This window comes from Deltaproteobacteria bacterium (assembly GCA_003696105.1).
Taxonomy (GTDB): Bacteria; Myxococcota_A; Polyangia; order Haliangiales; family J016; genus J016.
Genome location: RFGE01000040.1, coordinates 1 through 26,581, shown reverse-complemented (window position 1 = coordinate 26,581; position 26,581 = coordinate 1). Strand labels below are relative to the sequence as shown.

At 73.2% G+C, this 26,581-nt stretch carries 25 protein-coding genes; 13 read left to right on the top strand and 12 right to left on the bottom strand.

Translation table 11 applies throughout. The annotated features are described in order from the left end of the window. The 3 genes from D6689_02670 to D6689_02660 all read right to left on the bottom strand — a co-directional run. Nucleotides 1-776 (bottom strand): hypothetical protein (locus tag D6689_02670; protein RMH44353.1); only part of this gene is annotated, 776 nt, incomplete at its 3' end. After that, nucleotides 776-2,827 carry a TIGR04551 family protein gene (locus tag D6689_02665; GenBank protein ID RMH44352.1) on the bottom strand — a complete coding sequence of 684 codons (2,052 nt, stop codon included), beginning with the start codon at nucleotides 2,825-2,827 and terminating at the stop codon, nucleotides 776-778. The genes D6689_02670 and D6689_02665, both read right to left, overlap by 1 nt. Continuing rightward, complete coding sequence (locus D6689_02660) at nucleotides 2,413-3,618, bottom strand: alpha/beta fold hydrolase (protein RMH44351.1); 1,206 nt, start codon at nucleotides 3,616-3,618, stop codon at nucleotides 2,413-2,415. Before D6689_02660 ends, D6689_02665 begins: the two co-directional genes overlap by 415 nt. 745 nt (nucleotides 3,619-4,363) lie before the next feature. Between D6689_02660 and D6689_02655 the strand changes: the two genes are divergently transcribed. The 6 genes from D6689_02655 to D6689_02630 all read left to right on the top strand — a co-directional run bounded on the left by D6689_02655 (nucleotide 4,364) and on the right by D6689_02630 (nucleotide 11,098). Next, the gene (locus tag D6689_02655; protein ID RMH44350.1) at nucleotides 4,364-4,954 is read left to right on the top strand and encodes a polyhydroxyalkanoate synthesis repressor PhaR; all 591 of its coding nucleotides are present in this window, start codon (nucleotides 4,364-4,366) and stop codon (nucleotides 4,952-4,954) included. Between the two features lie 254 nt (nucleotides 4,955-5,208). Then, entirely contained in the window at nucleotides 5,209-6,720 is a 1,512-nt protein-coding gene (locus D6689_02650; protein ID RMH44349.1) for a hypothetical protein, read from the top strand. After that, entirely contained in the window at nucleotides 6,717-6,962 is a 246-nt protein-coding gene (locus D6689_02645; protein ID RMH44348.1) for a hypothetical protein, read from the top strand. Before D6689_02650 ends, D6689_02645 begins: the two co-directional genes overlap by 4 nt. A gap of 3 nt (nucleotides 6,963-6,965) precedes the next feature. Beyond that, nucleotides 6,966-7,973, top strand: coding sequence for an alpha/beta fold hydrolase (locus D6689_02640; protein ID RMH44347.1), 1,008 nt, complete (start codon nucleotides 6,966-6,968; stop codon nucleotides 7,971-7,973). 48 nt (nucleotides 7,974-8,021) lie between these two features. After that, nucleotides 8,022-8,786, top strand: a complete 765-nt coding sequence (locus D6689_02635; GenBank protein ID RMH44346.1) for an SDR family oxidoreductase — start codon at nucleotides 8,022-8,024, stop codon at nucleotides 8,784-8,786. Between the two features lie 101 nt (nucleotides 8,787-8,887). Continuing rightward, nucleotides 8,888-11,098, top strand: a complete 2,211-nt coding sequence (locus D6689_02630) for an ATP-dependent RecD-like DNA helicase (GenBank protein ID RMH44345.1) — start codon at nucleotides 8,888-8,890, stop codon at nucleotides 11,096-11,098. Nucleotides 11,099-11,123: 25 nt separating this feature from the next. Here D6689_02630 and D6689_02625 read toward each other — a convergent pair whose 3' ends face one another. Both D6689_02625 and D6689_02620 read right to left on the bottom strand, forming a co-directional pair. Further along, nucleotides 11,124-11,927 (bottom strand): alpha/beta fold hydrolase, encoded by an 804-nt coding sequence (locus D6689_02625; GenBank protein RMH44344.1) that lies wholly within the window; start codon nucleotides 11,925-11,927, stop codon nucleotides 11,124-11,126. Between the two features lie 9 nt (nucleotides 11,928-11,936). Next, a complete protein-coding gene (locus D6689_02620; GenBank protein ID RMH44343.1) occupies nucleotides 11,937-12,431 on the bottom strand; it encodes a hypothetical protein in 495 nt (164 codons plus the stop codon). Between the two features lie 34 nt (nucleotides 12,432-12,465). Between D6689_02620 and D6689_02615 the strand changes: the two genes are divergently transcribed. The 3 genes from D6689_02615 to D6689_02605 are packed head-to-tail and all read left to right on the top strand — an operon-like array spanning nucleotide 12,466 to nucleotide 15,698. Beyond that, nucleotides 12,466-13,488: a hypothetical protein gene (locus tag D6689_02615; protein RMH44342.1), complete on the top strand. Its 1,023-nt coding sequence runs from the start codon at nucleotides 12,466-12,468 to the stop codon at nucleotides 13,486-13,488. A 30-nt stretch (nucleotides 13,489-13,518) separates the two neighbouring features. Further along, nucleotides 13,519-14,703 carry a WYL domain-containing protein gene (locus tag D6689_02610; protein RMH44341.1) on the top strand — a complete coding sequence of 395 codons (1,185 nt, stop codon included), beginning with the start codon at nucleotides 13,519-13,521 and terminating at the stop codon, nucleotides 14,701-14,703. Then, nucleotides 14,700-15,698, top strand: coding sequence for a WYL domain-containing protein (locus tag D6689_02605; GenBank protein RMH44340.1), 999 nt, complete (start codon nucleotides 14,700-14,702; stop codon nucleotides 15,696-15,698). Before D6689_02610 ends, D6689_02605 begins: the two co-directional genes overlap by 4 nt. A 15-nt stretch (nucleotides 15,699-15,713) precedes the next feature. On the opposite strand, the gene D6689_02600 is transcribed toward D6689_02605, so the two are convergent. The 3 genes from D6689_02600 to D6689_02590 form a co-directional block, all read right to left on the bottom strand. Continuing rightward, nucleotides 15,714-16,118: a hypothetical protein gene (locus D6689_02600; GenBank protein ID RMH44339.1), complete on the bottom strand. Its 405-nt coding sequence runs from the start codon at nucleotides 16,116-16,118 to the stop codon at nucleotides 15,714-15,716. Between the two features lie 100 nt (nucleotides 16,119-16,218). Next, the gene (locus D6689_02595) at nucleotides 16,219-16,746 is read right to left on the bottom strand and encodes a hypothetical protein (protein RMH44338.1); all 528 of its coding nucleotides are present in this window, start codon (nucleotides 16,744-16,746) and stop codon (nucleotides 16,219-16,221) included. After that, nucleotides 16,746-16,949, bottom strand: a complete 204-nt coding sequence (locus D6689_02590) for a hypothetical protein (GenBank protein RMH44337.1) — start codon at nucleotides 16,947-16,949, stop codon at nucleotides 16,746-16,748. The genes D6689_02595 and D6689_02590 overlap by 1 nt, the downstream gene beginning before the upstream one ends. Before the next feature lie 169 nt (nucleotides 16,950-17,118). Between D6689_02590 and D6689_02585 the strand changes: the two genes are divergently transcribed. The 3 genes from D6689_02585 (at nucleotide 17,119) to D6689_02575 (ending at nucleotide 19,736) form a co-directional block, all read left to right on the top strand. Beyond that, nucleotides 17,119-18,774 (top strand): hypothetical protein, encoded by a 1,656-nt coding sequence (locus D6689_02585; protein RMH44336.1) that lies wholly within the window; start codon nucleotides 17,119-17,121, stop codon nucleotides 18,772-18,774. A gap of 234 nt (nucleotides 18,775-19,008) precedes the next feature. Beyond that, nucleotides 19,009-19,236, top strand: a complete 228-nt coding sequence (locus tag D6689_02580; GenBank protein RMH44335.1) for a hypothetical protein — start codon at nucleotides 19,009-19,011, stop codon at nucleotides 19,234-19,236. Nucleotides 19,237-19,283: 47 nt separating this feature from the next. Next, on the top strand, nucleotides 19,284-19,736 hold the full coding sequence (locus D6689_02575) for a helix-hairpin-helix domain-containing protein (protein ID RMH44334.1): 453 nt from the start codon (nucleotides 19,284-19,286) through the stop codon (nucleotides 19,734-19,736). A gap of 69 nt (nucleotides 19,737-19,805) precedes the next feature. On the opposite strand, the gene D6689_02570 is transcribed toward D6689_02575, so the two are convergent. From D6689_02570 to D6689_02560, 3 genes are all read right to left on the bottom strand, one after another. Then, entirely contained in the window at nucleotides 19,806-20,471 is a 666-nt protein-coding gene (locus D6689_02570; GenBank protein RMH44333.1) for a hypothetical protein, read from the bottom strand. Nucleotides 20,472-20,493: 22 nt separating this feature from the next. Further along, nucleotides 20,494-22,056, bottom strand: coding sequence for a hypothetical protein (locus tag D6689_02565; GenBank protein RMH44332.1), 1,563 nt, complete (start codon nucleotides 22,054-22,056; stop codon nucleotides 20,494-20,496). 223 nt (nucleotides 22,057-22,279) lie between these two features. Beyond that, nucleotides 22,280-23,719 (bottom strand): hypothetical protein, encoded by a 1,440-nt coding sequence (locus tag D6689_02560; protein ID RMH44331.1) that lies wholly within the window; start codon nucleotides 23,717-23,719, stop codon nucleotides 22,280-22,282. A gap of 395 nt (nucleotides 23,720-24,114) precedes the next feature. Between D6689_02560 and D6689_02555 the strand changes: the two genes are divergently transcribed. After that, entirely contained in the window at nucleotides 24,115-25,665 is a 1,551-nt protein-coding gene (locus D6689_02555; protein RMH44330.1) for a M20/M25/M40 family metallo-hydrolase, read from the top strand. Between the two features lie 409 nt (nucleotides 25,666-26,074). Here the strand turns inward: D6689_02555 and D6689_02550 are convergent. Continuing rightward, nucleotides 26,075-26,581: hypothetical protein (locus D6689_02550; protein ID RMH44329.1), on the bottom strand; the 507-nt coding region annotated here is incomplete at its 5' end.

Genomic DNA, 26,581 nt, shown 5'->3' with positions numbered 1-26,581 from the left:
CGGCTGGTCGCGCGGGCGACCTCGCCGAAACACTCGAACAACAGGGATACCTGCCTGCGCGTGACCGTGACGCCGCCCACCGCCGGTGCAACCGTGACGCGGGTGCGCACCCGCAGCGCATCGGCAAACGACAGGTGCGGCAGCGCGAGCGCACCGCGCGCGTCCACGTCGATCGCGTAGGTGTCCGTGCCGCTGTACGGCACGCCGTCGATGCGTCCGCCGGTCACCGTGCCGACCTCCTCGTAGCGCCGGCCCACCTCGATCGGAAACCGGTACAGCGCCACCGGCCGGTCGTAGGGCAGCAGCGTCGCGTCCGGCGCGGTCGACGCGACGCCGAAGAACCACAGCGCGTCGGCGTCGCGCGCGTACAACCCGACCAGCGCTCCGCCGGCGTCGATCGGCACGGCCACCTCCGCGCCGACGAATGCGGCGGCATACCACTGGCCGGCGACCGGCTCGGCGACGAACGACTGCTTGACGTCGCCCGGCGCGTCGTCGCTCCAGTTCCACGGCGGCCCGGCCAGATCGACCGGGCGGTCGTGGCCGACGAGATAGGTCGCCGCGGTTCCGGCGACCACCGGCAGTTCGTCGGCGTCGATGCGCCCGTCGAGGTTCGGCAGGCACGCGAGAGGGCTGGCGCCGGCATCGGCTCCCGGATGCGTGAGGTTGTCGCCGCACCCGGCCGGCGCCGCCGCGGCGATGGCCGCGGCCGCAGCGACCGCAAAACGGCGCCGCCGTCGGGCGCGGCCACGTACACGATCGACCGCCCGCTGCATCAGAAGGAGTACTCCAGGCGCGCGCGCCAAAGCTGCGCCGTGCGCGCGTCCAGCCCCTCGCCCGGGTTGTCGAGCCCGGCGAGCGGCACCAACACCGCGTGTTCGATCACCGCGGCGAACCCATCGGATGTATACGCAATCGTCGGGTCGATCTCGACGCCGAGCCCGCGAGCGCCCGACGGCGTCGACGACGGCTCGACGGCGAACGACGCGACCGCGGCCAGCGACAGCGTCATGCGCGCCCGCCCCAGGTCGACCAGATCCACGGCGACGCGGGGCTTGAGGTAGACCGCATCCGTGACCGTGCCGACGATCTCGCGAAACAGGATGCGGTCGATCCGGTAATCGGGGTGAAACCGGAAGTTGTCGACCCGGTTGTCGAACGGCGGGTTGGCCTGCGGGCCGTCGATGTCGCCGGCGGTCGCGGGCGGCGCCAGCGGCCGGGGGAACGCGCCGAAACCGGGCGCCGGGTCGCCGCTGGCGAACCCGAAGTCGAAGCCGAGCGTCCACCCCGGCGCCGGCCACAGGTCCGTCTCGACCGCCGCGCCGAACTGCGACGAGTCGACCGGCGCCGGATACGACACGCCAGGGACTAGCGACGCCTGGTCGACGCGCGCGCGCAGCGCGGCCGCCTCGACCTCGACGCGGCCGCCGGGCAGCGCGAGTCGCGCCCAGCCGTCGACCGCGGTGGCGCGATAGCCGCGCGCCATCACCTGCTCGGCGTCGATCGGCACCGGCTGCGCGACCGGCAGGTAGTCGGCCGGCACGTCGTTGTCCTGCCAGCGGTGCGACACGTACGCGCCGTAGTCGACGGTGAGCCGGCCCGCGCGGCGCCGGCGCGCGATCGCCACGTCGCTGTGGTAGCGCAACACCGCGAAGGTGACCGTGTTGACCCGGTCGGTCGGCTCGACGTCCAGGGCGCGGACGGCGTCGCGGCGGCGCGCGGTGGGGCCGGTGGACGTCCAGTCGTAGGCCGCGGCCCACACGTGCCCGGCCACCGGCGCGGCGAACGCGATGCGGTCGGCCGCGTCGCCGCCGTCGCAGTCGGCGCAGTCGCCGCCGTTGGCGAGCATGCCGAGGCCCCAGTGGCTGCCCATGCGACCGGCCGCGAGCACACCGAGCGGCGTGACCGCCTCGCCATAGGCGCGCTTGACGCGCAGGGCGTCGGCCGGCGGCTGCTGGCCGGGCGACGCGGCCGGGGTCGGCGCGCGGCCGGTCGCGGGGCGCCCCTCGGGCGTGCTGCCGAGCGCGAGGTTGTCGAGCACGTCGACGCGCACGACGACGCGCACGCCCGTGCCCGGCGCCGCGAACGCCCAGTCCGTGCGCAGGCGCATGTCGGCGGTCGTGAGCGTCTGCCCGGATGGATCGGCGAGCGGCACTGGAAACAGCGGCGCGCCCGACGGCGTCACGCCGCGATCCAGGTCGAGGTTCACGAGCGCCTCGCCGCGAACGCGCAGGGCGCCGGCGACGTCCAGCGACAGCCCGCCGCCGGCGCCGGCCGCAGCAGCAGCGTGGCGCTCGCCGAGCGCGCCGAAACCCGCGCGGTCGGCGCGCGCCGCGGCCGGCGCGGCGATCGCGGCCGCGAGCGCGAGCAGCGCGTGGCCGCGCACCGCCGCCGCGCGTCCCGCGCGCGCCGTCACGACTCCCCTCCGGCCAAGAACGCGACGAGCGCGCGCGTCGTGGCGGCGGCCGCCTCGCGCATCGGGATGTGACCGCAGCGCGGAACGACCACCAGGCGCGCGTTCGGCAGGTCGCCGGCGAGGCGCTCGCCGAACGGCAGTCGCGCGACGCGGTCCTCGCGGCCCCAGATCAGCAGTACCGGCTGGCGCACATCCTTGTAGTGGCGCTGGAGCCGCGCGTAGCGCTGGCCGCGGACGGCCGCGAGCGCCGCCGCCGTCGTACCCGGGCGACGAAACAGCTCCTCGACCGCATCGACCCGCGCCTGCGGCACCGACTCCGGGTCGTAGTACGCATACGCGACGCGGTCGGCGATCCGCTCGCGGTAGACCAGCGAAAACAGCGCCTCGCCGAGCACCGGCGCGCGCGCCCACAAAAACAGCGAAGGCAACTGCTCCTCGTAGACCCACGCGCTGTACAGCGCGACGCGGTCGACGCGGTCCGGCGCCGCGAGGGCGAGCGCCAGCGCGACCGACGCCCCCCAGCTGTGGCCGACGACGCTGAAGCGATCGATTCCGCGCGCGTTCGCCAGCGCCAAGACGAGCCGCGCCTGCGCGGCCGGCGAGTAGTCGCCCGGCGGCCGCGACGACCAGCCGAACCCCTTGAGGTCGAGCGCCAGCACGCGGTGGTCGGCGCGCAGCGCGTCGATCACGCCGTCCCAGATGTCGAGCGACGAGCCGAAGCCGTGGATCAACACGACCGCGGGTCCCTGCCCGACGTCGACGTAGCGCACGCGCACGCCGTCGACCTCCGCGAACGTCGCGTCCGCCGGCTCGCCCGGCAGCGGTCCGCTGTGAAAGCGGGGGCAGCCGGACGCGAGCATCGCGGCCGCGGCGACGGCCCACACCGGCGGGCGTGCGACCGGGGCGGTCATGGCGCCAACCTCCGCACTTCGCGCGCCGTGTCGAACTCCACGTCCGGCTCGTAGTCGTTCGACACGATCGACGCGACGACGCCGAAACACTCGGAGACGAACAGGTAGGTACGCGAGGTCGTGACCGCCGCCCCGGCGGTGCGCGTCAACTCCGCGCGGATGCGCACCACGTCGAACGTGCCGAACGGCGTCGCGAGTTGGCCGGCGGCGTCGGCGGTGTAGCGATAGCGCTCCGAGTACAGCGCCGGAACGCCGGCCGCGGTGCCGGACACCTGCGCCGTCACCTGCCATGCGCTGCCGACCTCGATCGGAAACGCCAGCGCGGGCACCGGCGGCTCGTAGGTCAGTTCCGTGCGCCCGGCGCCGCCCTCGGGGGACACGACCCCCCGCAACAGCAGCGACCCGCCGGTGGCCTCGAAGACGCCCAGCAGGTCCGCGGTCGACGACAGCGGCGCCGCGTAGGTCGCGCCGGCGAACGCGCCCGCGAACCACGCGCCGTCGACCGGCATGAGTTCGACCTCGACGTCGCGATCGCCCGGGAGGACGCCGGACAGATCCCACACCCGCTTGCCGTCGGCGCGAGTCGCCCCGGCGGTATCGATCGGCGCGTCCGTCGCGACCCGGAAGGTGGCGCGCAGGCCGGCCGCCAGCGGCACCTCGTCGCGCGCGATCACGCCGTCGGCGTTCGCGCAGGTCACCGCGGCGTCGCGATCGGGCTCCCCGGCGTCGCCGGCCGATCCCGCGTCGGCGGCCGGCGCGCACATTCCGTCGCGGCACACGCCGGTCGGACAATCCGCCCCGATCACGCACTCGCGCGCGCCGCCGGGGGCGCACGCGCTCGCCGCGGCGGCAACTCCCGCGATCGCCACGATCGCGACGTCCGGCATGACCACCCCGAAGCGCACGCGCGGATGTTGCCACGGCGGGGCGGGGGCTTGTCAATGACTTTTTGTTGCGACGCACCAACACCATTCCAGACAGTTGCGTAGAATCTATCCGATTGCGTTCGCAGTCGCAGCACGATACGGTCCCGTTCATGCCCCGGCCCGTGACGATCAAGAAGTACGGCAATCGCCGGCTGTACGACACCGACGACAGCCGGTACATCACGATGGAAGAGCTGGCCGACAAGATCCGCCGCGGTGCCGACGTCCGGGTGGTCGACGCCAAGACCGGGGAGGACCTCACGCAGGCGACGCTCACGCAGATCGTGGTCGAGAGCCGCGGTGCGGCGCAGCTTCTGCCGGTGTCGTTGCTCCACCAGATGATCCGCATGGGCGACGACGCGCTCGCGGAGTTTCTCGGCCAGTACATGACCGCCGCCATGGACCTGTACCTGCGGGCCAAGCGCGGCGCGGAAGCGGTCGCGCCGTACAATCCGTTCGCGACGCTGCCGTTTCACGCGGCCGACGCACTCGCGCGGCTGCTGTCGGCTCCGCTCGGGATGTGGGCGGGCCGCGGCGAGCCGCCGCCGGCGGCGGCGTCTGCCCCCGCGCCCGAGCCCGCGCCGGCCGCCGACCGCACGGACGAGGTCGAAATGTTGCGCCGCGAAATCGAAGAGCTGAAGCAGGTCGTCCGGGAATCGGCCGGATCCGCGCAGTCCGGCGGCAAGAAGCGACGCCGCTAACGGGCTTCCGGGCGGGGCGACCGGCTGCGGTCGCGACCCGCAGGCGATCGGCGGCGGGCGTTCTCGCCCCTTGGATACCGTATGGTTATCCGCGCCGTCGTGCGCCACGGGCGCGCGCCGAACGAACCTCGCGTCGCGTGTCGCACGCTCGCGGGCGCGCCCGCAGTCGACGGCCCGCTGGCGATTTGCGCTTGACATGGGCCGTCGCCCGCCCCAAAGATGTTGCACTGCAACATGGCAGGAGGGCGGACGACATGCGCTACATCGACCTGATCGCCGAGCGGCCCCTCGTGTGGGGCCTGTTTGCGGCGTACCTGATCGGCACCTCGTGGCTCGCGGTGCTCGGCCACCGCAAGACGCGCGACTTGCGCAGTTTCGCGATCGGCCGCGGCGACATGTCGCCGTGGATCGTCGGCATCACGCTGGCTGCCTCGATCGCGTCGACGGCCACGTTCGTCATCAACCCGGGCTTCGTCTACGCGCACGGGCTGTCGGCCTTCATCCATCTCGGCGTCGCGGCCGGGTTGGGCATCGCGTGCGGTCTGTTGCTGATGAGCCGCGGGTTTCGCCGGGTCGGCGCGCAGACGCGCGCCATCACGCTGCCGCAGTGGATCGGCGAGCGCTACGGATCGCGCGGCCTCGCCACCCTGTTTGCCGCCATCCAGCTGCTGAGCGTGTCGTTCGTGGTGCTGATCCTCGGCGGCGTCTCCATCGTCATGCAAAAGACGCTCGGCCTGTCGAACGTCGAGTCGCTCGTCCTGGTGACGGTGTTCGTGTTCGGCTACATCTTCGTCGGCGGCACGTACGCGCACGCGTACACCAACACGCTGCAGGGGGCGATCATGATCGCCGTGACGCTGGTGATCCTCGCCAGCGCACTGCCGTCCCTCGGCGACGGAGTCGGCGCGTTCGCCAGCCGGCTCGCGGCGATCGATCCCAACCTCGTGCGCCCGGTCAACCCCGCCAGCCCGCTGTTCGGCGACGCATTCACCGTCTACGTCGCCGGCTTCGTCGTCGGCTTCGCGCTGGTGTGCCAGCCGCACATCATGACCAAGGCGCTGTACGTCAAAGACGACCGGGCCGTTCGCCGCTACGTCGCGGTGGCGATCGCCGTGTTCGCGCTGTTTTCGTCGCTGTTGCTGGTCGGCCTGTTCGCGCGCGCCGACGGCGCGCTGCCGCCGGACATCCGGCAGGACGCGGTGATGACCGCGTACATCGCGCAGACGTTCCCGCCGGCCGTCGTCGCCGTCATCGCCGTCGCCCTGCTGGCGGCCGGCATGAGCACTCTCGACGGCATCCTCGTCGCGCTGTCGACGATCGCCGCCAACGACCTGTTTCTCGGCCTTACCGAGCGCAACCTGCTGGCCGACCGCACGCCGGAGCAGCGCGCCGCGATCGCCCACCGCGTAAGCCGCGTGATCCTCATCGGCCTCGGCGTCGTCGCGTTCGCGATCGCGCTCGATCCGCCGGCGTTGCTCGGCATCTTCGGCCAGGTCGGCGTCTACGGCATCGTCGCCGCGAGCACCGTGCCCATCCTGTTCGGCGTGCTGCCGACGCGCCTGTCGCGCGCCGGCGCCGCCACGGCCGCCGTCGTCGGCATGGGCCTGCACTTCACGCTGTACGCCGCCGGCGTCCGCAACCCCGCCGTGTCCGCCACGTGGGGCCTGCTCGCGAGCGCCGGGTACGCCATTTTGCACTGCACAACCATCCGCGTTCTGGTCGGCGGCGGCGTACCCGACCTCGCGGAAGTTCGGAGGAGACCATGAGCAAGAAGACCGAAACCGCACAAGCCACCCCGAATCCGCTCGACACGTTCGCGCAGATGTCGCGCGACGGCTTCCAGCGGCTCGACGCGTGGCTGGCCGAGCTGGCCGAGCTGGAGTCGGCGATGTACGACCAGGCCAAGGAGCTGCTCGACTACAACAAGTCGCTGGCGGCCGAGTGGCGCCGCATCGCGCTGGAGTCGACGCGCAAGGCCGCCGACCTGTGGGCGGGGGCGAGGGCGTAACCGGTGCTCGCCCCGTCGACGTCTGCGTGGGGCGCCTTCGGGCGCCCCGCGCTCGCGCCGACTCCCCGCGCCGCCGTGCTGCGCGAGGGTTCGGCCACGCTGTACCGTTTCGACGCCCCCGCCGGCGCCCCGGCGGCACCGCGCACGCCGGTGCTGATCGTGCCGTCGCTCATCAACCGCTGGTACGTCGTCGACCTGCGCCGCGGCGCGAGCCTCGTCGAAGGGCTGCTCGCGGCCGGCCTCGACGTGTGGTGCTACGACTGGGGCGTCCCTCACGACGAGGACCGCTACCTCGACTGGGACGCCGTGCTCCGCCGGCTGGCCCGCGCCGTGCGCCGCGTATCGCGCGACACCGGCGCCGAACGCGTCGCGCTGCTCGGCTACTGCATGGGCGCGACGGTCGCCGGCATCTACGCCGCGCTCCACTCCGACTCGGTCGCGGCGTTCGTCAACCTGCTCGGCCCGTTCGACTTTCGCGCCGGCGGCGCGCTGGCGCGGGCGGTCGATGCGCGCTGGTTCGACGCCGACGCCGTCGCCGACGCGGGCAACGTGTCACCGCAGCAGATGCAAAGCGGCTTCGTGATGCTGCGGCCGACCCAGCAGGTCGCCAAGTGGGTCGGCCTGGCCGACCGCGCCCACGACGAGGCCGCCGTCGACGCGTTCGTCGCGCTCGAGACGTGGGCGAGCGACAACATTCCGTTTCCGGCCGCCGCGTATCGCACGTACATCCGCGAGCTGTACCAGCAAAACGGCCTCGTCACCGGCACGCACCGCGCGCTCGGCCGCCGCGTCGACCTCGCCGCGCTTCGCTGCCCGATCCTCGCGGTCGTCGCGGAGCGCGACACGATCTGCCCGCCGGACGCGGCGACCGCGCTGTGCGCGCTGGCCGGTTCGGCCGACACGGACGTGCTGCGGGTGCCGGGCGGCCACGTCGGCGCGGTCGTCGGCAGCCGCGCGCGCGAGCGCCTGTATCCGCACATCGCCCGGTGGTTGCGCCAGCGACTCACCTGACATAAGACCCACCTGCGGCGCCCCCGCGCGCCGCGCGGAGGACACACCATGAAGCTCGAAGACCTCAAGATCATCATCACCGGCGCCGGCGGCGGCATGGGCGCCTACTTCGCCAAGCAGATCGCGCTGGCCGGCGGCCAGGTCGCGGCCGGCGACGTCAACGAGGAGGGACTCGCGGCGCTCGCCGCCGAAACCGCGGACGCCCCCGGCACGGTCCACACCCGCCGGCTCGACGTGGTGAGCGAGGCCGACACCGAGGCGTTCACCGACTGGGCCGCCGACAAGATGGGCGGACTCAACGGCGTGATCTCGAACGCCGGCATCCTGCGCGACGGCCTGCTGGTCAAAAAGGACCGCAAGACCGGCGAGATCATCAAGATGTCGCGCGACAACTGGCAAGCGGTCATCGACGTCAACCTCACCGGCGCAACCTGGATCGTCCGCGACGCCGTCGCCAAGATGGTCGCGCTCGGCAACGGCGGCGTCGTGATCAACATGTCGTCGCTCGCGCGCCACGGCAACCGCGGCCAGTCGAACTACGTCGCCGCCAAGGCGGCGCTCGCGGCCAACACGGTGACGTGGGCGCGCGAGTTCGCGCCGTTCGGCATCCGCGTCGGCGCGATCGCGCCCGGCATGGTCGAGACGCCGATGACGCGCGGCATGAACCAGAAGGCGCGCGACGCGCTCGTCGCGGCGATCCCGGTCGGCCGCATCGGCGTGCCGCACGACATCTGGCTCGGCGTCAAGTTCATCGTCGAGTGCGACTACTTCAACGGCCGCGTCGTCGACATCGACGGCGGCCTGCACATGTAGCGCCCGATCGCGCGCCGGGCGCGGTCCGGCTTCCGGCCGCCCCGGCGCGCCGCCGCCAGCCGCGCCGCGCGCCGTTTCGCCGGCGGTTGCGGCGGTCTATCATGCAGCCGGTGGCCGACGGAGGCGACACGGCGACGACGCTCGCGGGCACGCTCGAGCGCATCGTCTATCACAACGACGCGACCCACTGGACGGTCGCGAAGGTGGCGCCGGAGGCCGGCGGCGGCGAGGTCACGGTCGTCGGTGCGCTCGCGGGGGTCGCGCCGGGGACCGCGCTGATGCTGCACGGGGCCTGGGTCGACGACCCGCGCTACGGTCGCCAGTTCAAGGTCGCGTCGTACGCCACCAAGGCCCCCGAGACGCTCGTCGGCATCGAGCGCTACCTCGGCTCCGGGCTGATCCCCGGCATCGGCCCCGAGCTGGCCAAGCGGATCGTCGCAAAGTTCGGCCTGCGCACGCTCGACGTGATCAACGCCGACCCGACGCGCCTGCGCGAGGTCGACGGCATCGGCCCGGCGCGCGCCGAAAAAATTGCCGCCGTGTGGGTCGAGCAGCGCGACGTCCAGAACGTGATGGTGTTCCTGCGCGGCCACGGCGTGTCGAGCGCGTACGCGGCGCGCATCTTCAAGAAATACGGCGGCGACGCGGTCGCGATCATCCGCGACAACCCGTACCGGCTGTGCCTCGACATCTGGGGCATCGGGTTTCGCACGGCCGACCGCATCGCGCGCAGCCTCGGCATCGCGGCGGACGCGCCCGAGCGGCTCGAAGCCGGCCTCGTCCACGTCCTCGGCGAGTTCGGCGCAGACGGCCACTTGCACGCGCCGGAGGCCGAGCTGATCGCCGCGGCCGCCCGGATCCTCGAGGTCGACGGCGGCGCGTTGCGCGCGCCGCTTCGACGGCTCGTCGACCAACGCCTGGTCGTCGCCGAGTCGCTCGGCGACCGCGGGACGTGCTACTCGCTCGCGGCGATGTGGCAGGCCGAACGCGACGCCGCGGCGGCGTTCGCGGCCGTCGCGGCGACGCCGATGCCGCCGGCCGCCCGCGACATCGACCGCGCGATCGCCGACTTCGAGCGGGCGGCCCGGGTAAAGCTCGCAGACCAGCAGCGCACCGCGGTCGCCGCGGCGGCCCGCGACAAGTGCGTGGTCATCACGGGCGGGCCGGGCGTCGGCAAGACGACCATCGTGCGCGCGATCCTGGCGGTGTTCGGCCGCGGGCGACGCAAGGTCGCGCTCGCGGCGCCGACCGGCCGCGCGGCCAAGCGACTCGCCGAGACGACCGGCGCCGGCGCGCAAACGCTGCACCGGCTGCTCGCGTTCCAGCCCCGCGGCGGCTATTTCGATCACAACGCCGACAACCCGCTCGACGTCGACACCGTCATCGTGGACGAGGCGTCGATGGTCGACATCGAGCTGTTTCGCGCGCTGGTGGTCGCACTGCCGGCCACCGCCCAGCTCATTCTCGTCGGCGACGTCGACCAGTTGCCGTCGGTCGGACCGGGCTCGGTGCTGCGCGACGTGATCGCGTCCGGCGCCGCGACGGTCGTGCGCCTCACCGAAATCTTTCGCCAGGCCGCGGCCAGCCGGATCGTGACGACCGCGCACCGGATCAACCGCGGCGAGTTGCCCGACCTCGACCGGGCGGGCACGCCGGACGACGCCGACTTCTTCTTCATCGAGCGCTCCGACCCGGTCGCGGCGCGCGACACGATCGTCGAGCTCGCCGCCGAGCGGATCCCGCGGCGGTTCGGCCTCGACCCGGTAGTCGACATCCAGGTTCTGTCACCGATGCACCGCGGCGAGCTGGGCACCGCCGCGCTCAACGCGGCGCTGCAGGCGCGGCTGAACCCGGCGCGCGACGGCGATCCGAGCGCACGGCGCGGCGACCGCCCGTTTCGCGCCGGCGACAAGGTCATGCAGATCCGCAACAACTACGACAAAGAGGTGTTCAACGGCGACATCGGCGTCATCCGCGACATCGGCGAACGTGGCGATCGCGTCGTCGTGGAACTCACCGACGGCCGCCGCGCGACCTACGACCGCGACGAACTCGACCAGCTCGTCCACGCCTACGCGGTGAGCGTTCACAAGGCGCAGGGATCCGAATATCCGGCCGTGATCCTGCCGCTGGTGACGCAACACTACATGATGCTGCAACGAAATCTGCTGTACACCGCGATCACGCGCGGCAAGCGGCTTGTCGTCCTCGTCGGCACGCGCCGCGCCGTCGCCATGGCCGTGCGCAACGACTCGATGCGCCAGCGGTGGACGTGGCTGCACCGGCGTATCGCGGACGCGGTGCGCGGATAACCGCCCGGCGGCCGGGCCGTCGCGGTCACAGGGCGCCGGCCACGAGCGGGGCCACCGCGCGCACCGCGCCGAAGTGATCGCCCGGCACGAGCACCAGCCGGGCGCGCGGAGCCAGCGCGCGGGCGTCGGCGGGCGTGCACCAGCGGTCGCCGGCACCGACGACCGCGGTGGCGGGCACGTCGAGGGCGTGGGCTCGCGCGAGGAAGTCCACGCCGCCGCGGCCGGTCCACCGCCCGGACAGCGCCCACCCGGCGAGTTGCTCGACGTACGCCCGCGGCTCGTCGTCGGTGCCGGCGCGCAGCGCCCGCACCGGCGCATACCCGACCACGCGGGCCACCGCGCGAGCGAGCCGCATCGCGGCGCGGCGGCCGCGCGGCCCCGCCGGACCGGGCAGCCACACGGACGTCGCGACCAGCCACAGTTGCGCGGGCGGTGGCGCGGCCCCGACGCCGAACGCCGCCAGGCCGACCAGGCCGCCGAGCGAGTGGCCGACGTACACGAGATCCCGCGGGCGCACGCCTGCGTCGGCACACACCGCCCGGATCGCCGCCGGCAGGTCGGCGGCGACGTAGTCGTCGAACTGCCAGCTGCCCGATCGCGGATGCGGCGGCCGGCTCGCACCGTGTCCGCGCCAGTCGAGCACGTAGACGGTGACGCCGCGGCGCGCGAGGTCGGGGGCCAGGCGGCCGTCGAGGTATGCGCCCGACGCCATCATCGCGTGCGTGCACAGCGCCACCGCTCTGCGCCGGCCCGCCGCGACGTGCCGGCGCAACGCGAGAGCGACCCCGTCGGCCGTCGCCGCGACCAGCGGCTCACCGGCAGCGGGCATCGGCGCCGGTCAGAAGTAGTAGCGCGCGCCGGCGCCCGCGTTGAGCGCGACGCCGAAGCCGCCGTGATCGCCGCCGCCGCTGGCGAACTCCGGAATCAGCGCGACCTCGACGAACACGTCGAGCGGAATCTCGCGAAAGTCGAACAGCGCGCCGACCGCGAACCGCGCGCCGATGTGCACGTCGTCCTCGGCCTCGCGATCGTGCTGCAGCACGCGCGCGCCAAGTCCGATGTAGGCCGGCAGCACGAACGCGTCCTCGTTGACGACCACCCACGGATGCCACAGAAAATCCGCGTGCGCCTGGATGCCCTTGCCGACCACGGCGCCGCCGACCGCCGCGTCGACGGCGGTGTCGTTCGACAGGTAGAGCTTGGCGGAGATGCCGGTGGGCTCGCCGAGCACGAGCCCCAGGCCGAACGCGCCCTTGTCGTCCTGCGCGCGCGCCGTGCCGGATGCCCACGCGAGCGCGACGACCGCCGCCGCTGCGGACACGAACGTCCTCATGGCCGCGCTCTATACCACATTGTAGATTGGAGCGATGGATCGCGCGTGGGTTGTGGTCGCGGCGCTCACCGCCGCATGCGGCGCCGGGCCTGCGCGCGCGCCGGCGTCGTCGGACACGGCGCGCGTCGCCGGCGCCATCGCGGCGGAGCGCGGCCGTCGGGTCGCCGCGCGCGACCCGGTGCCGGCGTCGTCCGACCCTCGCGAACGCATCGTACACGAGCGCGCGGGTGCAATCTGGTCGATGCGCGCCGACGGCAGCGAGCGCTTCGCGATCACGGTTCGGTCCGACGCCGCCCCCGATCGCGATCCGGCGATCGGTCCCGGCGGTCGCGTCGCGTTCTGGTCCGCGCGCGACGGCGCCGCGCGGATCTTCGTCACCACACTCGGCGACGGGATCGCCGAACCGCTCACCGCCGGCCCAGGCGACCGCGAGCCGGCCTGGTCGCCCGACGGACGCTTCGTCGCGTTCGTCCGCGAGGCGCCGGACGGACGCCGCGACCTGTGCACGGTCGATGTCGCGACGCGAGCGGTCCGCGTCGTCGTCGCGGGAAACGACGATCGACCAGACCGCGTCGGCGCGCCGGCCTGGTCGCCCGACGGACGTCTCATCGCGTTCGCCGCGGACCGCCGGGCCGGCCAGGGGTCCCTGCTGTGGACCGTGCGCCCCGACGGCACCGACCTGCATCGCCTCACCCCGCCGGTCGCGGGAGCGTGGTTCGTCCACGACCGCCGGCCCGCATGGTCGCCCGACGGCCGCCGCGTGGTATTCGCGTCCAACCGCCACGTCCCGGGTCCGGGACACGACGCCGACTTCGATATTTACGCGATCGACGCCGACGGCGGCGACCTCGTCCGCCTCACCGAAGATCCGGGAGTGGCCGACGATCCCGCGTTTTCGCCGGACGGCGCGCGCGTGTTTTTCACGTCGACGCGCGACGCCACGTCCGCGTATGAAGTAGAGATCTACGTCATGCCCGCCGGCGGAGGCCAACAGCGCCGCATCACCCGCGACGCACACCCGCAAAATCGCGCCCCGTCTCCGGGCCGCGCGCAGTAGTATCGCAAAGGGGGAACGCACGTGGCGCGTATGACGAAAACGCGAAAGCGGACGACGGCTCACAAATCGGTGTCGGCGCAACGATCGGCACGAGATCGCAGCGACGCCGGCGGCTCGGCCGGCGCACCGACGACGAAGCGCGCGTCATCCGGGTCTTCGCGCGGTGACCGCGCCAAGCGGCTGCTGGACCTGGTGATGCTGCTGTTGCGCGCGCGTTCGCCGGTGACCTTTCGCGAGATCCGCGATCAGTTCAGCGCATATCAGACGGCAAACGCGGAGGCCGGCCTGCGCGCGTTCGAGCGCGACAAGGCGGACCTGCTCGAACTCGGCGTGCCGATCCGCTACGTCACGCCCGAGGAGGACGACGCACTCGAGGAGGGCGGCTACGTCGTCGAGCTGCGCCGCTACCGAATGCCGGAAGTGCAACTCACCGCCGACGAGGTGTCCGCCCTCGTCCTCGCGTCGACGATCGCGCGCGCCATTCCGGGCGGCAACTACGACTCGATCGTCGACCTCGCCGTCAAGAAGCTCGCCTTCGACATGCCGGACCTGCCGGACACGCCCACGGAGTTTCCGCTGTCACCGAGCGCGATCCACCAGCACACCCCGGTGCTCGTACACTTTCCCGAATCGGGCGAGCGCAAGCTGCGCCGCGAGCTGTCCGATCGCTTCGCCGCGCTGGAAGCCGCAACTCGCAATCGCAAGCGTGCGACGTTCCGTTACCGCGAGGCGACGAAGGGAATCGTCCGCAAGCGCACGATCGATCCCTACGGGTTGGTCTACCGCGGCGGTCGATGGTTGGTCGTCGGCTACTGCCACTTGCGCAAGGACGTGCGCACGTTTCGGCTCGACCGCATTCTCGACCTGGCGATCGCGCCCAAGCCCAAGACGCCCGACTTCGAGCGCCCGCCGGACTTCGACGTACGGCGCTATACCGCGCGGTCTCCGTGGACGTTCGACAGCGAGCCGCCCGAACACGTCGAACTCGAGTTCGGCCCGCAGGTGGCCGCCGCGGCGAACGAAGACTTCGGACCGGGCGCCGAGCGGGACCGCGCCGCCGACGGCAGCGTGCGGGTGCGGTTTCGCTGCGGCAACCTGGACTACGCCGCCTCCCGCGTGCTGATGGCCAAAGGTGCGATCCGCGTCGTGCGCGGCGACCGGTTGCGCGCGCGCATCGCGGACGAACTCGCCGCCGTCGCGGAGCGATACGCATGAGGGACGTCAACCACAGACTGCGCCGGCTGCTGTTTCTCGTGCCGTACGTCGCTCGCCACCCGGACGGCGTGCCGGTCGACGCGCTCGCGGCCCTCGTCGGCGTCGATCGCGACCAACTCCTGAAGGACCTGGACCTGCTCACGCAAGTCGGACCGCCCGACGGCGACCCGGGCGAGTATCTACTGGTGTCGGTCGAAGAGGGCCGCGTGTTCGTCGATCTCGCGCAGCGGCTTACGCGGCCTCTGCGGCTCACGCCGGCCGAGGGGTGTTCCCTGCTGTTGGGCGTGCGGGCCTTGCGCGAAAGCGGCATCGCGCCGTTCGACGACGCACTCGCGTCGGCGGAGCACAAGCTCAAGCGGGCACTCGGCCGCGACGCGCCGGTGGCCGAGCAACTCGCCACCGGCACGGTGGTGAGCGAGCCGGATCGAATCGTCGCGCGCCACCTGCGCGACCTCGTGACTGCGGCTCGCACGCGGCGTGCGGTCACGATGCACTACGGCGCCGTGTCGAGCGGTTCGGCCGAGCGCCGCACCGTCGATCCCTACGGCGTCGTGCACCACGCCGGCCAGTGGTACGTCGTCGGTCACTGCCACAAGCGCGGCGATACGCGTACGTTCCGCATCGATCGGATCTCATCGCTCGAGGTCACGGATGCGCGGTTCACCGTCCCGCCGGACTTCGACCTCGAGGCGTACCGCCGCGAACGGTTGTACGTCCCGTCCGCGGACGCCGTCGCAGTGCGCGTGCACCTGGACCCGGTCGCGACCGCGCGAGTCGGCGCCGCGTGGCCGCACGGCGAAGTGACCCGGTTCGACGATGGCAGTGCCGAGATCGTGATCGACTGCGAGGGCTTCGAGTGGGTCACCGGCTGGGTGTTGGGGTTCGGCCGCCACGCGTGGATCGTGGAACCGGACGCCGCCCGCGCGGCGATGGCCGAGCGAGTGGAGCGCATGCGCGCGGCGCTGGCCGTCGCGGCACCGACCGGGGCCGGGTAACCGGCGCGCTGCAGGTCACCGGCTCGCCGACTCCATCGCGAGCGCGATGAGTATCAGCGAGTCCTTCATCGCCGCGCGATCGACGTTCGCATCGATATACTCGAGCACGTAGGGTTGGCGCGCGGCCAACGCCGCACGGCGATCTCCCGCCGACGCGGCGTCGAGGTCGTCGAACGTGAGCCGACGCACCGTGCGACCGTAGCCGCGCTGGAAGCACAGGCCGATCAGCGCGCAATGGAATATGGCGTTGACTACCGCCTCGGCGCCGCCAAAATCCGTTGCGTGCGCGCTCAAATACTGGGCCGCGTCGCGCTGCGACTGCACGAACCCGCCGACGAGCACCGCCGAATAGTTGGGGTCGGACATCTTCGCCGATGCCTCGGCGACGACGGCACCTACAATCTCTTTTTTGATCTTCATCGGGCGAGCATCCGAGCCGGCGGCCGCCGGTCGCCACGCCGCGGCCCCGGCGGGGTCGCGCCCGCTGCCGTGGGCGCGGTGTGGCGGCGACGATCGTGCATCACGGCGAACCGTCCTCGTCGCCTCCGGCGAGCGCAAGCGGTTCGATGTCGACCGGCTCGTCGCCGAACCGGACGAGCGCCTCGGCCACGAACTCCGCGACCTGCGCGGCCAGATGCGTGCAGAACTGCACGCGCGCCGGGCCGGCGAAGTCGCCGTGCGGCCGCGTGAGGGTGTTGCAGACCAGATCGGGCGCACCGCCGGTGGCGAGCCGCTCGGCGACCGCGCGCTGGTACCACTGGATGGCCGCGCGCAGGCGATCCGTCACCGGCCCGGTCGGGTCCGGGTCGCCCAGGCGCTCGCCGAGGATGAGTTCCCCCGCGCGCACCGCGCCGCACACGCCTTCGCCGGTGATTCCGCCGCGGCGGAGCGCCTGGTAGGGGCGAGTCGGCACACCGAACGTCTCCGCGAGCGCGATGCCACAGCTCCGATGAGGGGTGCGTACACCTTCGTACAGAACGTGAGCCTTGTCGCGCGCGGCCGCGATGACGCGGCGCTCGCGCTCGTCGAGCGGACGCTCGGCCGACATCAAGGCGAGTATAGCCGGGGGCCGGCCGCGCGGTCGACGCCACGCCGGCGCGGCCATCCGAGTGGCCCGGCGGTGCAACCGCGGACGTCCGGGTCGCACGCGGCGCGGCGTGCGCGGCCGCCTGCGCGCCAACCGCGCACGCGCGCGACGGCGCACGGCTGCGCTCGTCCGGCGGCGACCCGATCGCCCCGGTCGCCCCGCACGCCTCGGCGTGTCCGATACGGGATCGAAGCGGCTCGTCCGGCGGCGACCCGATCGCCGCGGTAGCCCCGCACGCCTCGGCGTATCCCGTACGGGATCGAAGCGGCTCGTCCGGCGGCGACCCGATCGCCGCGGTAGCCCCGCGGCCGGCGTCGCGCCACAATACGCGGCATGCGCCACCTGCGGCAGCCGGTGCGGCACGCGTGGATCGCCGGGTGGTTCGGTTCGGCGGCGCTGCACGCGGCAGCGCTCGGGCTCCTGTGGTGCGGAGTCCGAGCGGGGGCGGGGCACGGCGGCGTCCGCGGCGAGCCGCTCGAGTGGACGGACTCGGAGATCGCCTCGGTCGACGTCGATCTGATCGGCGACGACGTCGTCGCGCCAGTGCCCGTGGCCGCCGACGGCGATGCGGCCGGCGCCCCGGTCGCATCGCGCGTCGATCGGGAAGCGGCGCGTGCCGAGCCCGAGCCGGCGCCCGAGCCCGAGCCGGAGCCCGCGCTCGAGCCGGCGCCCGCCGAGCCCGAGCCGGCGCCCGAGCCCGAGCCGGCGCCGGCGCCCGAGCCCGAGCCGGAGCCCGTCGAGCCCGAGCCGGCGCCCGAAGCGCCGGACTCGAGACCCGCTCCCGGTGCTCCCGGCGACGCCGGCGGCGCATCCGAGCCCGGCGACCGAGACGCCGGCGCCGGCGCGGTCGCTCCCCGCGCGGGCGCGGCCCACGCCGGTGCGACCTCGCTCGAAGCACGACGCGGAGCGGCCGTCCGCGACCGCACGACGACCGACCCCGCGGAGCGGGCGCGCGCGGCCGCGGCGCTGTCGGCCCTCACCGACGGCGGCCGGTCGAACCGCCCGCTCGCACCGCGCCGTCCGGTGGAGCTGCCCGTCGGCCTCGCGCGCCTCACCGCCGTGCCGCCGGTCGATGACGCCGTGGTGGCCGCCGGTGTGGCCGGCGTCGACGAGGACCTCAACGCCGGCCTCCCCGGCGCTCCGATCGTCACGGCCGTCGTGCGCCTCGACCGCCTGCGCGACACGATGTGGGCCCCCGCCGTCGAAGCGCTGCTGTCGCCGCTGCCCGACTATCGCGCCATCGTCGGCGACGAGGCCGGCGCCATCTACGCGCGGTTCGACGCGCTCGTGATGTCGTCGCCGCGCCCGCGCGACGTGACGGCCACCCTGGTCGCGGGCGCCGTGCGCGGAGACCCCGCCGCCGCGCGCGCGTTCGTGTCGCGGCGCGGCCGGGTGACGTGGTCGCAGACGCCGGCCGGCCTGCGCGGCGATCGCGCGCGCGACGCCCGGCCGCATCCGGCCGACCCGCGCGTCTACTTCGCCCCGTCAGCGCACCGCTTGCTGCTGGTTCGGCCCGAGCACCTCGACGCGCCCGACTGGCTCGCGACCGTCGACGCGCGCCTCGCCGCCGGCGGCGACGGTCCAGGACCGGTTGCGATCGCAACTGTCTCCGGGTTACCCGAGCGCATCGGCATCCCGGTGGTCGGCACGTTGCCCTCCCCGCGGTATGCGACCGTCGCGATCGTGCAGGCCGACTACGGCTTCTACGCGATCGGCCGGGCCGAGTTCGCGAGCGACGCCGCGGCGGCCGCGTTCTGCGCAGCGGTCGACGCCGCGCGTTCGGGCGCAACCGGCGTGGCGCTCCGCGCGCTGTTGCAGCAAGTCGGAGCCGACCGGATCGCGCGCGGGCTGCGGTTGCGACGCGACGGCACGGTCGTGCGATTCGCGACGTCGGCGAGCATTGCCGACGCGCAGGCGCTGCTGCGCCAGGCCGCGGAGTGGACGGCGGCGGCGTTTGCGCCGCCCGAGCCGCGCCACGGTTTCCGCTAGCCGGCCGCGGCGCCGGCGACCGGCCCCGACCACACGCCCGGTGACAGTCGCCGGCGCGCCGCGGCGTCCGGCGCACCGGACGCTGACCGGCAAGTCGCGTTGCCGGCTGGTCGGCAACCGGACGCGCGTCCGTCGACCGGACGAGCTCGACGCCGGCCGGGGCGGTTGCCGCTGGCTCGCGCCTTGCGATGCCCTCCGGTCGCAGTACGCGAACCCCAAACCAAGGAGACCCTCATGCAATACAAAGTCCTCTGTCCGATCGAAAAAAAGGGCGGCGGCACCTTCTGGGTGCGCACCGGCAGCGCGTGGGAAAACCGCGACGGCTCGATCAACGTCGAACTCAACGTCCTGCCGACCAACGGGCGGCTGCACATCCGCGAACTGGACGAGCGCGATCGTGCGCGCGGCGGCGCCGCCACTGACGACGGTGCGCCCGCCGCCAAGCGCGACATCCCGTTCTAGGAGGCTGCCGCAGTCTTCCCACTCGTTCTTTCGCAAGGAGAATCCCGATGGTCCATCGCACCTTGTTGTTCCGCGCCGCATTCGCGGTCGCGATCGCATCTTTCTCGCTGCTCGCCGCCGACGCGTTGTCCGCCGCTCCGAGCGCGTGGGCCGGCGACGTACCCGCCGCGCACGCCCGCGACGGCGCGCACGCGCGGCGCACCGGTGACGCGCGCGCCCCCCGCCGCGCGGGCAAGCGCACCCGGCGCAGCGTCCCGCCTGCCGCACCGGTCCGCGGTGTCGTCAACCTCAACGACGCGACCGAAACGGAGCTGCAGCGGCTGCCGGGCGTCGGCCAGGTCAAGGCGCGCCGCATCGTCGAATGGCGGCGCAAACACGGTCCGTTCAAGCGAATCCGCGACCTTCGTCGCGTCAAGGGATTCGGTCGCAAGACCGTCGACAAACTGGCGCCCCACCTCGCGCTGTCCGGCCCGACGACGTTGGCGCGGGCCAGGCCATAGCCGGCGGCGGCCCGCGGGCACCGGCCGCCGGCGATGCTCCGTCGCCGGTGGCCGGTCCCGTCCGGTCGCTCAGAACTGCACGGCGATTCCGACGTGGATCGCCGGGCCGGACGTGTCGAGGTCGCCGAGCGATGCCGACCGGGTCGGGATCGTGAGCGCACCGTCGTCGCCGGCCGCCGGCCGCGCGACGAAGTGCATCGCGGAGGCCCGCTCGTATTCGAACTCGGTCCGCGCCACGAGCCTCCACGAGCGGCGCCGGACGATTGCGAGGTCGACGCCCGCGGTCGCCGCGACGGTCGCCGCCCGCGCAGTGTCCTCCGTCGCACGCGCCGATCCGAACGCCCGATCCGACAAGGCCAACGTGCCGCGCTTGTACCCAGCCCACACGCCGGCGTGCAACGTCAACCACGAGCGCAGATCGCGTTCGACCCGCGCGCCAGCACGCACGCCGTGCGTCACCAGGTCCGAGTCGATTTGCTGATAGGTCGTGCCGCCCACGCGTTCGTGCAGGTACGCAACCTCCGCGCGCACGCGCAGGCCGAGCGCGGGCAAGTCGACGACGCGATACGCGGCGGTCAGCGCCAACGACTCGTGCGAATCGTCTTCCGTGAGCGTGTCGACGCTGGTGGACCGCATCGCGCGCGCGCCGGACGCCACCCCGACTTCGAACGCCGGCGACGCACTCGTAGTGGCCGCCGCGCACATACCGGCCGCGATGATCATCGTTCGCAACATGAGTTTCCTCCCGAGTCCCGGCTCACAGCGGTTCATCGATCCAGTCCGCCAGCAAGAAGCCGCTGAGCACGACCGACTCCTGCCGGCCGGCCTCGACCGACGGCAAAATCGTGGCGCGCCCGAACGGATCGCTGTGATCCACGTACACGCCACCTCCCGCCAGCGCGAACACGCGCCCGGGCGCGTCGTCGAGCCGCAGGTCGAACGGATGCAGCGTGTCGAGTTCGACGAACCCGACGCGCGCGACGCCGGACGTGATGCCCACCAGATGCGTCCCGCCGGCGGAAAAGTCGTAGGCGTCGAGGCGCCCGGCACCCTGAAGTGGGGACACGGACCCGAACGCGACGTCGAGCAGGCCGAGCACCGTGCGATCGGCGTCGTGCACGATCATCGCATACGCACGCCCCGGCACGGGGACCACGTCGACGACGGGCGCAGCGAGGTCGACCGTCCGCAGGTCGATCGGCACCAGCGGGTCCGTGATGCCGTCGAGCGCCAGAAGATGGACTCGCGAACTGCGGTCGCCGAGCGACGCCAACACGGCGGTTCGGGGCGGCTGGTCGCCACCGGCGGGGAACAGCAGAATGCGATCGATGGGATCCGGCGTCTCGACCGTGACGAACTCGGCGGTGTTGGCGTCGATGACGACGACGTCGCGCGTGCCCGGCGTGGCGGCCACGACGAACCGGCGGCCGGCGGCGTCGTCGTACCAGGCGACGTCGGCCGGTCCGCCGCCCGTTCCGAGTTCCGCCAGCACCGGACGATAGTCGTTGTCGCGCGGACGCTCAGCGCTCGGCGGGTCCGGGTGGATCTCGATGGCGACGATGTCGCGCGCGTTGTCGGCGCGCAAGTACGCGGTGGCGCGGTCCGGCGCGAATGCGATCTCCCGCGGGTATACGGTCACGTCGCTGCCCTGATCGAGACGAATCGACACCTCGTCGCGTTCCGGGTGCGTCGCGTCCAGGATCGTCACCGTGTTTGGCGCCAGGATGAATGCGAACGTCCGCGGCGTGGAGTCGTCGGCGCCCGGGATCGCCATCGGCGGGGACAACACGACGCCGTCGGGCGCGGCGCCGAACGAACGCACCGTGCGCACGACCGGGTTGCCGTCGCCCGGCGGCTGCGACAGGTGCACGACGGCGACCTCGTTCGGATTGCGAAACACACCGGTGTTGGGATCGAATCCGCTTCCGGTGTAATACGCCACCGCCTCCGCGCCGTCGCTGGAGATCGCGATGCGGTTGAACGGCGATCCGATCGGGTACGCGACGGGCGCCTCGCCGCCGTCGGGATCGACGACCCACAGGGCAGGCTCCTCGTCGACCTGTCCCTCGACGACGGCTTCCTCGCCGCGCGTGATCACGACCAATCGGGACCGGTCCGGCGTCGGCGTTACGAACACGGCGCTGCGGCCGATGCCCACCGTCCGCACGACCGGGTCACCTCCGGCGGAGTCGACGAAGATGACGCGATCGCGCGCGGTGTCGACGTACGCGACGCGGTCCTTCATCGCGACCGGGCCGAGCACCTCGCGGTGGCGGTCGTAGCCGACAGGTCGAGGCTCGTCGAGCCAGCACGCGGTCAAGGTTCCATACAGGGCCAGCCATGCGATTCGTTTCACGGGTGATACCTCGCTGGGGTGAATGCCGGCGCGACGGCGGCGACGGCCGCTTGCGGGCGGCAACGATCCGGCGCGCCGGCGCGGCGCGGCAGCGGGCAATCACGTTGGCCGGGCGATGGCGGCCGACCGGGTCGCCGCCCGCCGCACGCACCCGGGAGAATCGGAGTTGTCGTCCGCGCGCGCGCCATCAGTCGATGATCCGGCCGTTGAGATCGAAGCCGGTGACGGTGCGAATGGCGTCGGTGTCGACGTCGATGAACGACACGCGGCCGAGCGCGTGGCGTTGTGACACGAATGCGACGCCCGCGGCGGGCAGGATGCCGACCGCGTCGGGCGGCGATCGGAGATCCCGCTCGCGCACGACGCCGGTATCAAGTTCGATCGTGTGGACGCGCGCGACGGCGCCCTCGGCGTCACCGCCGTCGAGGATCAGGTACGCGCGGCGGCGCGTGGTGGCGAATGCGAACGGCCCGGGGGCCACCGGCGTGACCTGGAGCTTGGCGAAGCCCGTGGCCACGTCGACCACCGAGTAGCCGTAGCTGCGGTCGATGTATTCGTCGAGCGTGGAGGCGGTCCCGGGATCGCCCGGCTGCTTCGCGTGGACGACGATCACCGAGTCGCCCTGCGGATCGAACGCCGCCAGGCGCACCGACTTTTGCAGCGGCAGGCTGCGAGTCGGGTAGGGCGGGTCCGTCAACTCGACCACGGTCAACCGCTCGATCGGAGCGGCGTTGGTGAACAGCAGCCCGCGCGCGCCGTCCTCGGACAGCACGAGCGAGCCGACCGTCTCGCCGCCGAGGTCGATGAACTCGACGCCGCTCGGATCGAGCGCGTCCTCCGGCACGTCGATGACCGCGAGCTGCGACTGCTCGCGCAACACGGCGTACGCCCGCGCGCCGCCCGGCGCGAGGTCCACGTCGGTGGGCACGGACGGCAGCGGAATCGTCCACATCTCGCCAAGGGGCGTTCCGGCGACGCGCACGACCCGCAGCTCGGCCCGGTCCGCCTCGCGCACGACGGCAAACTGTCCGCTCGCCGTGATGGCGACCTCGATGCCGGACGGGTCCGCCAGCGGATCGGCGGTCACCGGGACCGGCGCCACGATGGAGGGCCCGGACGCGACCGCCTGCGCGAGATCGATCGCGGACACGCCGTCGTCGGTCACGACGTAGGCGCGGCGTCCGGCCGCGTCGAACTCGACCTCGCGCGGGCGGAACCCGACGGTGAGGTCCACGGCGCGCTCGGCGCCGGCGGCCAGCCGCAACACGGTGACGTCCTGAAAGCTGCCGACCTCGCCCACCGCATCGATGCCGCCGGCGTCCGCCGCCGCCTTGGCGAGGTCGAACCACGCGACCGCGTACGCCCCGGTCGGGTCCACCGACAGCGCGTTGAGCCGCGGCAAGGTCGGCAACACGACGGTCGCATCGCGGTCGACGGTGGGCCGCACGATCGTCGCGGTGCCGTTGATCGAATCCAGGACGATGGCCGCGTCGGTTCCCGGCACGGCGGCCAGCACCTCGGGCTGGTCGCCGACGTGGATGGATGTGACCGCCAGGGTCCGGCCGTCGATCTTGGCGAGGACATCCTGGTCGGCCATCGCGACGTAGACGTAGCGGAGCGCGCTCACGGGGCGGCTCAGCTCGTATTCAACCTCCGGCGGGAGTTCGGCGCCGCCATCGGGCTGGCCCACCGGAGGCGGGAGGCACACGCCGAACTCGGAGCACTCCCAGCCAGCCGGGCACTCGTTGGACGAGAAGCACTGGGGAGTGCCCGCCCCGGCGTCGGAGCCGACTCCAGGGCCCGCGTCGGGCGCCCCTGCCGCCAGGTCCTCTCCCCCGCTGCACCCGAGCCCGGCCGCGAGCGCGGTGACGATGGCGGCGGACGCCGCAACTCGATTGGGTCCCGCGAGCTTACGCGTCATGCGGCCGCGCCGTCGCAACGGCCGTGCCGCCGGCCGCCACGTCGCATGTGGGGTAGTTGGCGCTTGCGCGTTTCGGCGTCGAGCGGCCACCCGCGACATGCATGTCGCGGTCGCGCCGCGCGGCCGCCCGTGATGCCGCGCGCCCGCCCGTGCCGCGCGCCCGCCCGCGCCGGGCGCCCGCCCGTGCCGTGCGCCCGGCCGCGATGCCCCCGCCTGCCGCTCGGTCGACGACCGCGCGATCCGGACGCGGTCGCGCCGCCAGGCCGCGGCACCCGGCGATCGGGTACAGTCCGCGCATGTCGGACGCGCCGCCCCTGGGAGCCGACGCTCAGCGGATCTGCCAGCAGCTGCTGCGGATCGACACGACGAATCCTCCCGGCAACGAGCGACCGGCCGCGGAGCTGCTCGCGCGCGAGCTGGCCGAGGTGGGGTACGAGCCGACCCTGCTCGACAGCGCGCCGGGTCGCACCAACCTGGTCGTTCGCCGGCGCGGGCGGGGCAAGGCTCCACCGCTGCTGCTCACCGCGCACCTGGACGTCGTCGAAGCCGACCCGGAGCACTGGGACCACCCGCCGTTTTCCGGCGCCGTCGCCGACGGCTGCCTGTGGGGGCGGGGGGCGATCGACATGAAGAACATGGCCGCGATGTGCGCCGCCATCCTGCGCAAGCTCGCGCGCGACGACGCCGCGCTCGACCGCGACGTGATCTTCGCTGCCGTCGCGGACGAGGAGGCGGGCTGCGACGTCGGCTCTCGCTGGCTCGTCGAACATCACCGCGAGCTGGTCGAAGCCGAATACGCAATCGGGGAAAGCGGCGGCTTTTCGCTGCACGTCGGCGGAACGACGTTCTACCCGGTACAGGTAGCGGAAAAGGGGATCTGCTGGGTGCGCGCCCGCGTCCGCGGAGAACCGGGCCACGGCTCGATGCCACGCGACGACAGCGCGATCGTTCGGCTGGGCCGCGCTCTCGACCGCCTCGGCCGCAGCCGCCTGCCGGTCCACCCGACGACTGCGACGCGCGCGTTCCTCGAAGCGATCGCGCGGTGCCAGCCGGCCATCGTCCAGCCGCTCGTCAAACTGCTCACTCGGCCGCATCTGCTCCAGCGGGTGCTGCCTCTGGTCCCCGATGCATCCATGGCGCGGGGCATCGCGGCGCTGCTGTCGAACACGGCGACGCCGACCGTCGTGCGCGGCGGCGCGAAGATCAACGTGATTCCCGACCGGGCCGAGGTGTTGATCGACGGCCGCACGTTGCCCGGACAAACCGACGAGTCGTTCCTCGCCGAGCTGCGCGCGGTGCTCGGCCCGGACGTCGAACTCGAAGTGATCAAATCCGCTCCGCCGGTGGTGACGGACCCGGTCGAGTCGCCGCTGTGGGACATCATCTGCGCTCAGGTGGGCCGCCGCGAGCCGGACGCGGTCGTGGTGCCGTACATCATCCCGGGGTTCACCGACGCCAAGTACTTCACCCGCACGGGCGCGCGCTGGTACGGGTTTTCGCCGGTCAAGATCGAACGCGGCTCGGGCATCCGCTTCGCGGACATGTTCCACGGCCACAACGAGCGCGTGCCCATCGCGGGCCTCCATTGGGGGACGGAGCTTCTGTACGACGTCGTCGTCGAGCTGTGCGGGCCGGCTGGTCCTTCGTCGTGACCGCGCGGCCGTACGGCGCGACGCGACGACGCGCGCGGCCTCGCGGGTCGTGCTCGCCGTCGTCCAGGTCGAATGGGGTACGGCGCGACGACGCGCGCGGCCTCGCGGGCTCAGTCGGACCAGCGCCGCCGTCGCGGGGCCAGGCGGCTGCACGCCTCGCAGCGCCAGCGAAGTCGGCACGCGTCGACGGGTCCGGTCGGCCGTTCCGCACCCGGACCGGGCTGTGCGCATCGCGACGCCGGCGGTGGCGCTGTTGGCAACGGGCCCCGTCCGCCAGCGGGCCGCGTCGCCCGCACCGCGACGTGCCTCCCGCATCGCCGGACCGGACCGATCCGCTCCATTGCGACCTCCGCCGCCGACCCATTTCGTTGCGTCAGCAACATCGGGTTTCGCCCGGCGGCGCCGGAGGTCACCGCCGTCGCCGTTTCTTCTTCTTCCGCACGCGCACTTTCCGCTTGACTTTCTTCTTGGGCGCCGGTGCGTCCGCGGCGCGGTGCGGTCGATCGCCCGCCGGCCCGGCGGCGCCGGCAGGGCTCGGTTTCGAGCCCGCTCCGGTGTCGGCGGCGGATGCATCGACCGGCGGCGCTACCTCGATCTCCTCGCGCGGCACGACCACCGAAGCCCCCTCCGCGTCGCCGCTCGACGCCGCACCTGACGCGCCGCCGCGCCCGACGACCTTGCCGGTCACGACGAACGCGGCGATCCCGAGGACGACCGCGCCGCCCACGACGGCGGCCGCGCGCGCGGCGCGCCGCGGTGCGGCCGGCGCGGCCACGCGCTGGACGTACTCGGTCTCCACGTCGTGTTGCGATGCGTGGATGGGATAGCGCGGCGGCGGCGCCTCCGCGGTGTGCCCGCCCGGCGGCGCCTCCGCGGTGTGCCCGCCCGGCGGCGCCTCCGCGGTGTGCCCGCCCGG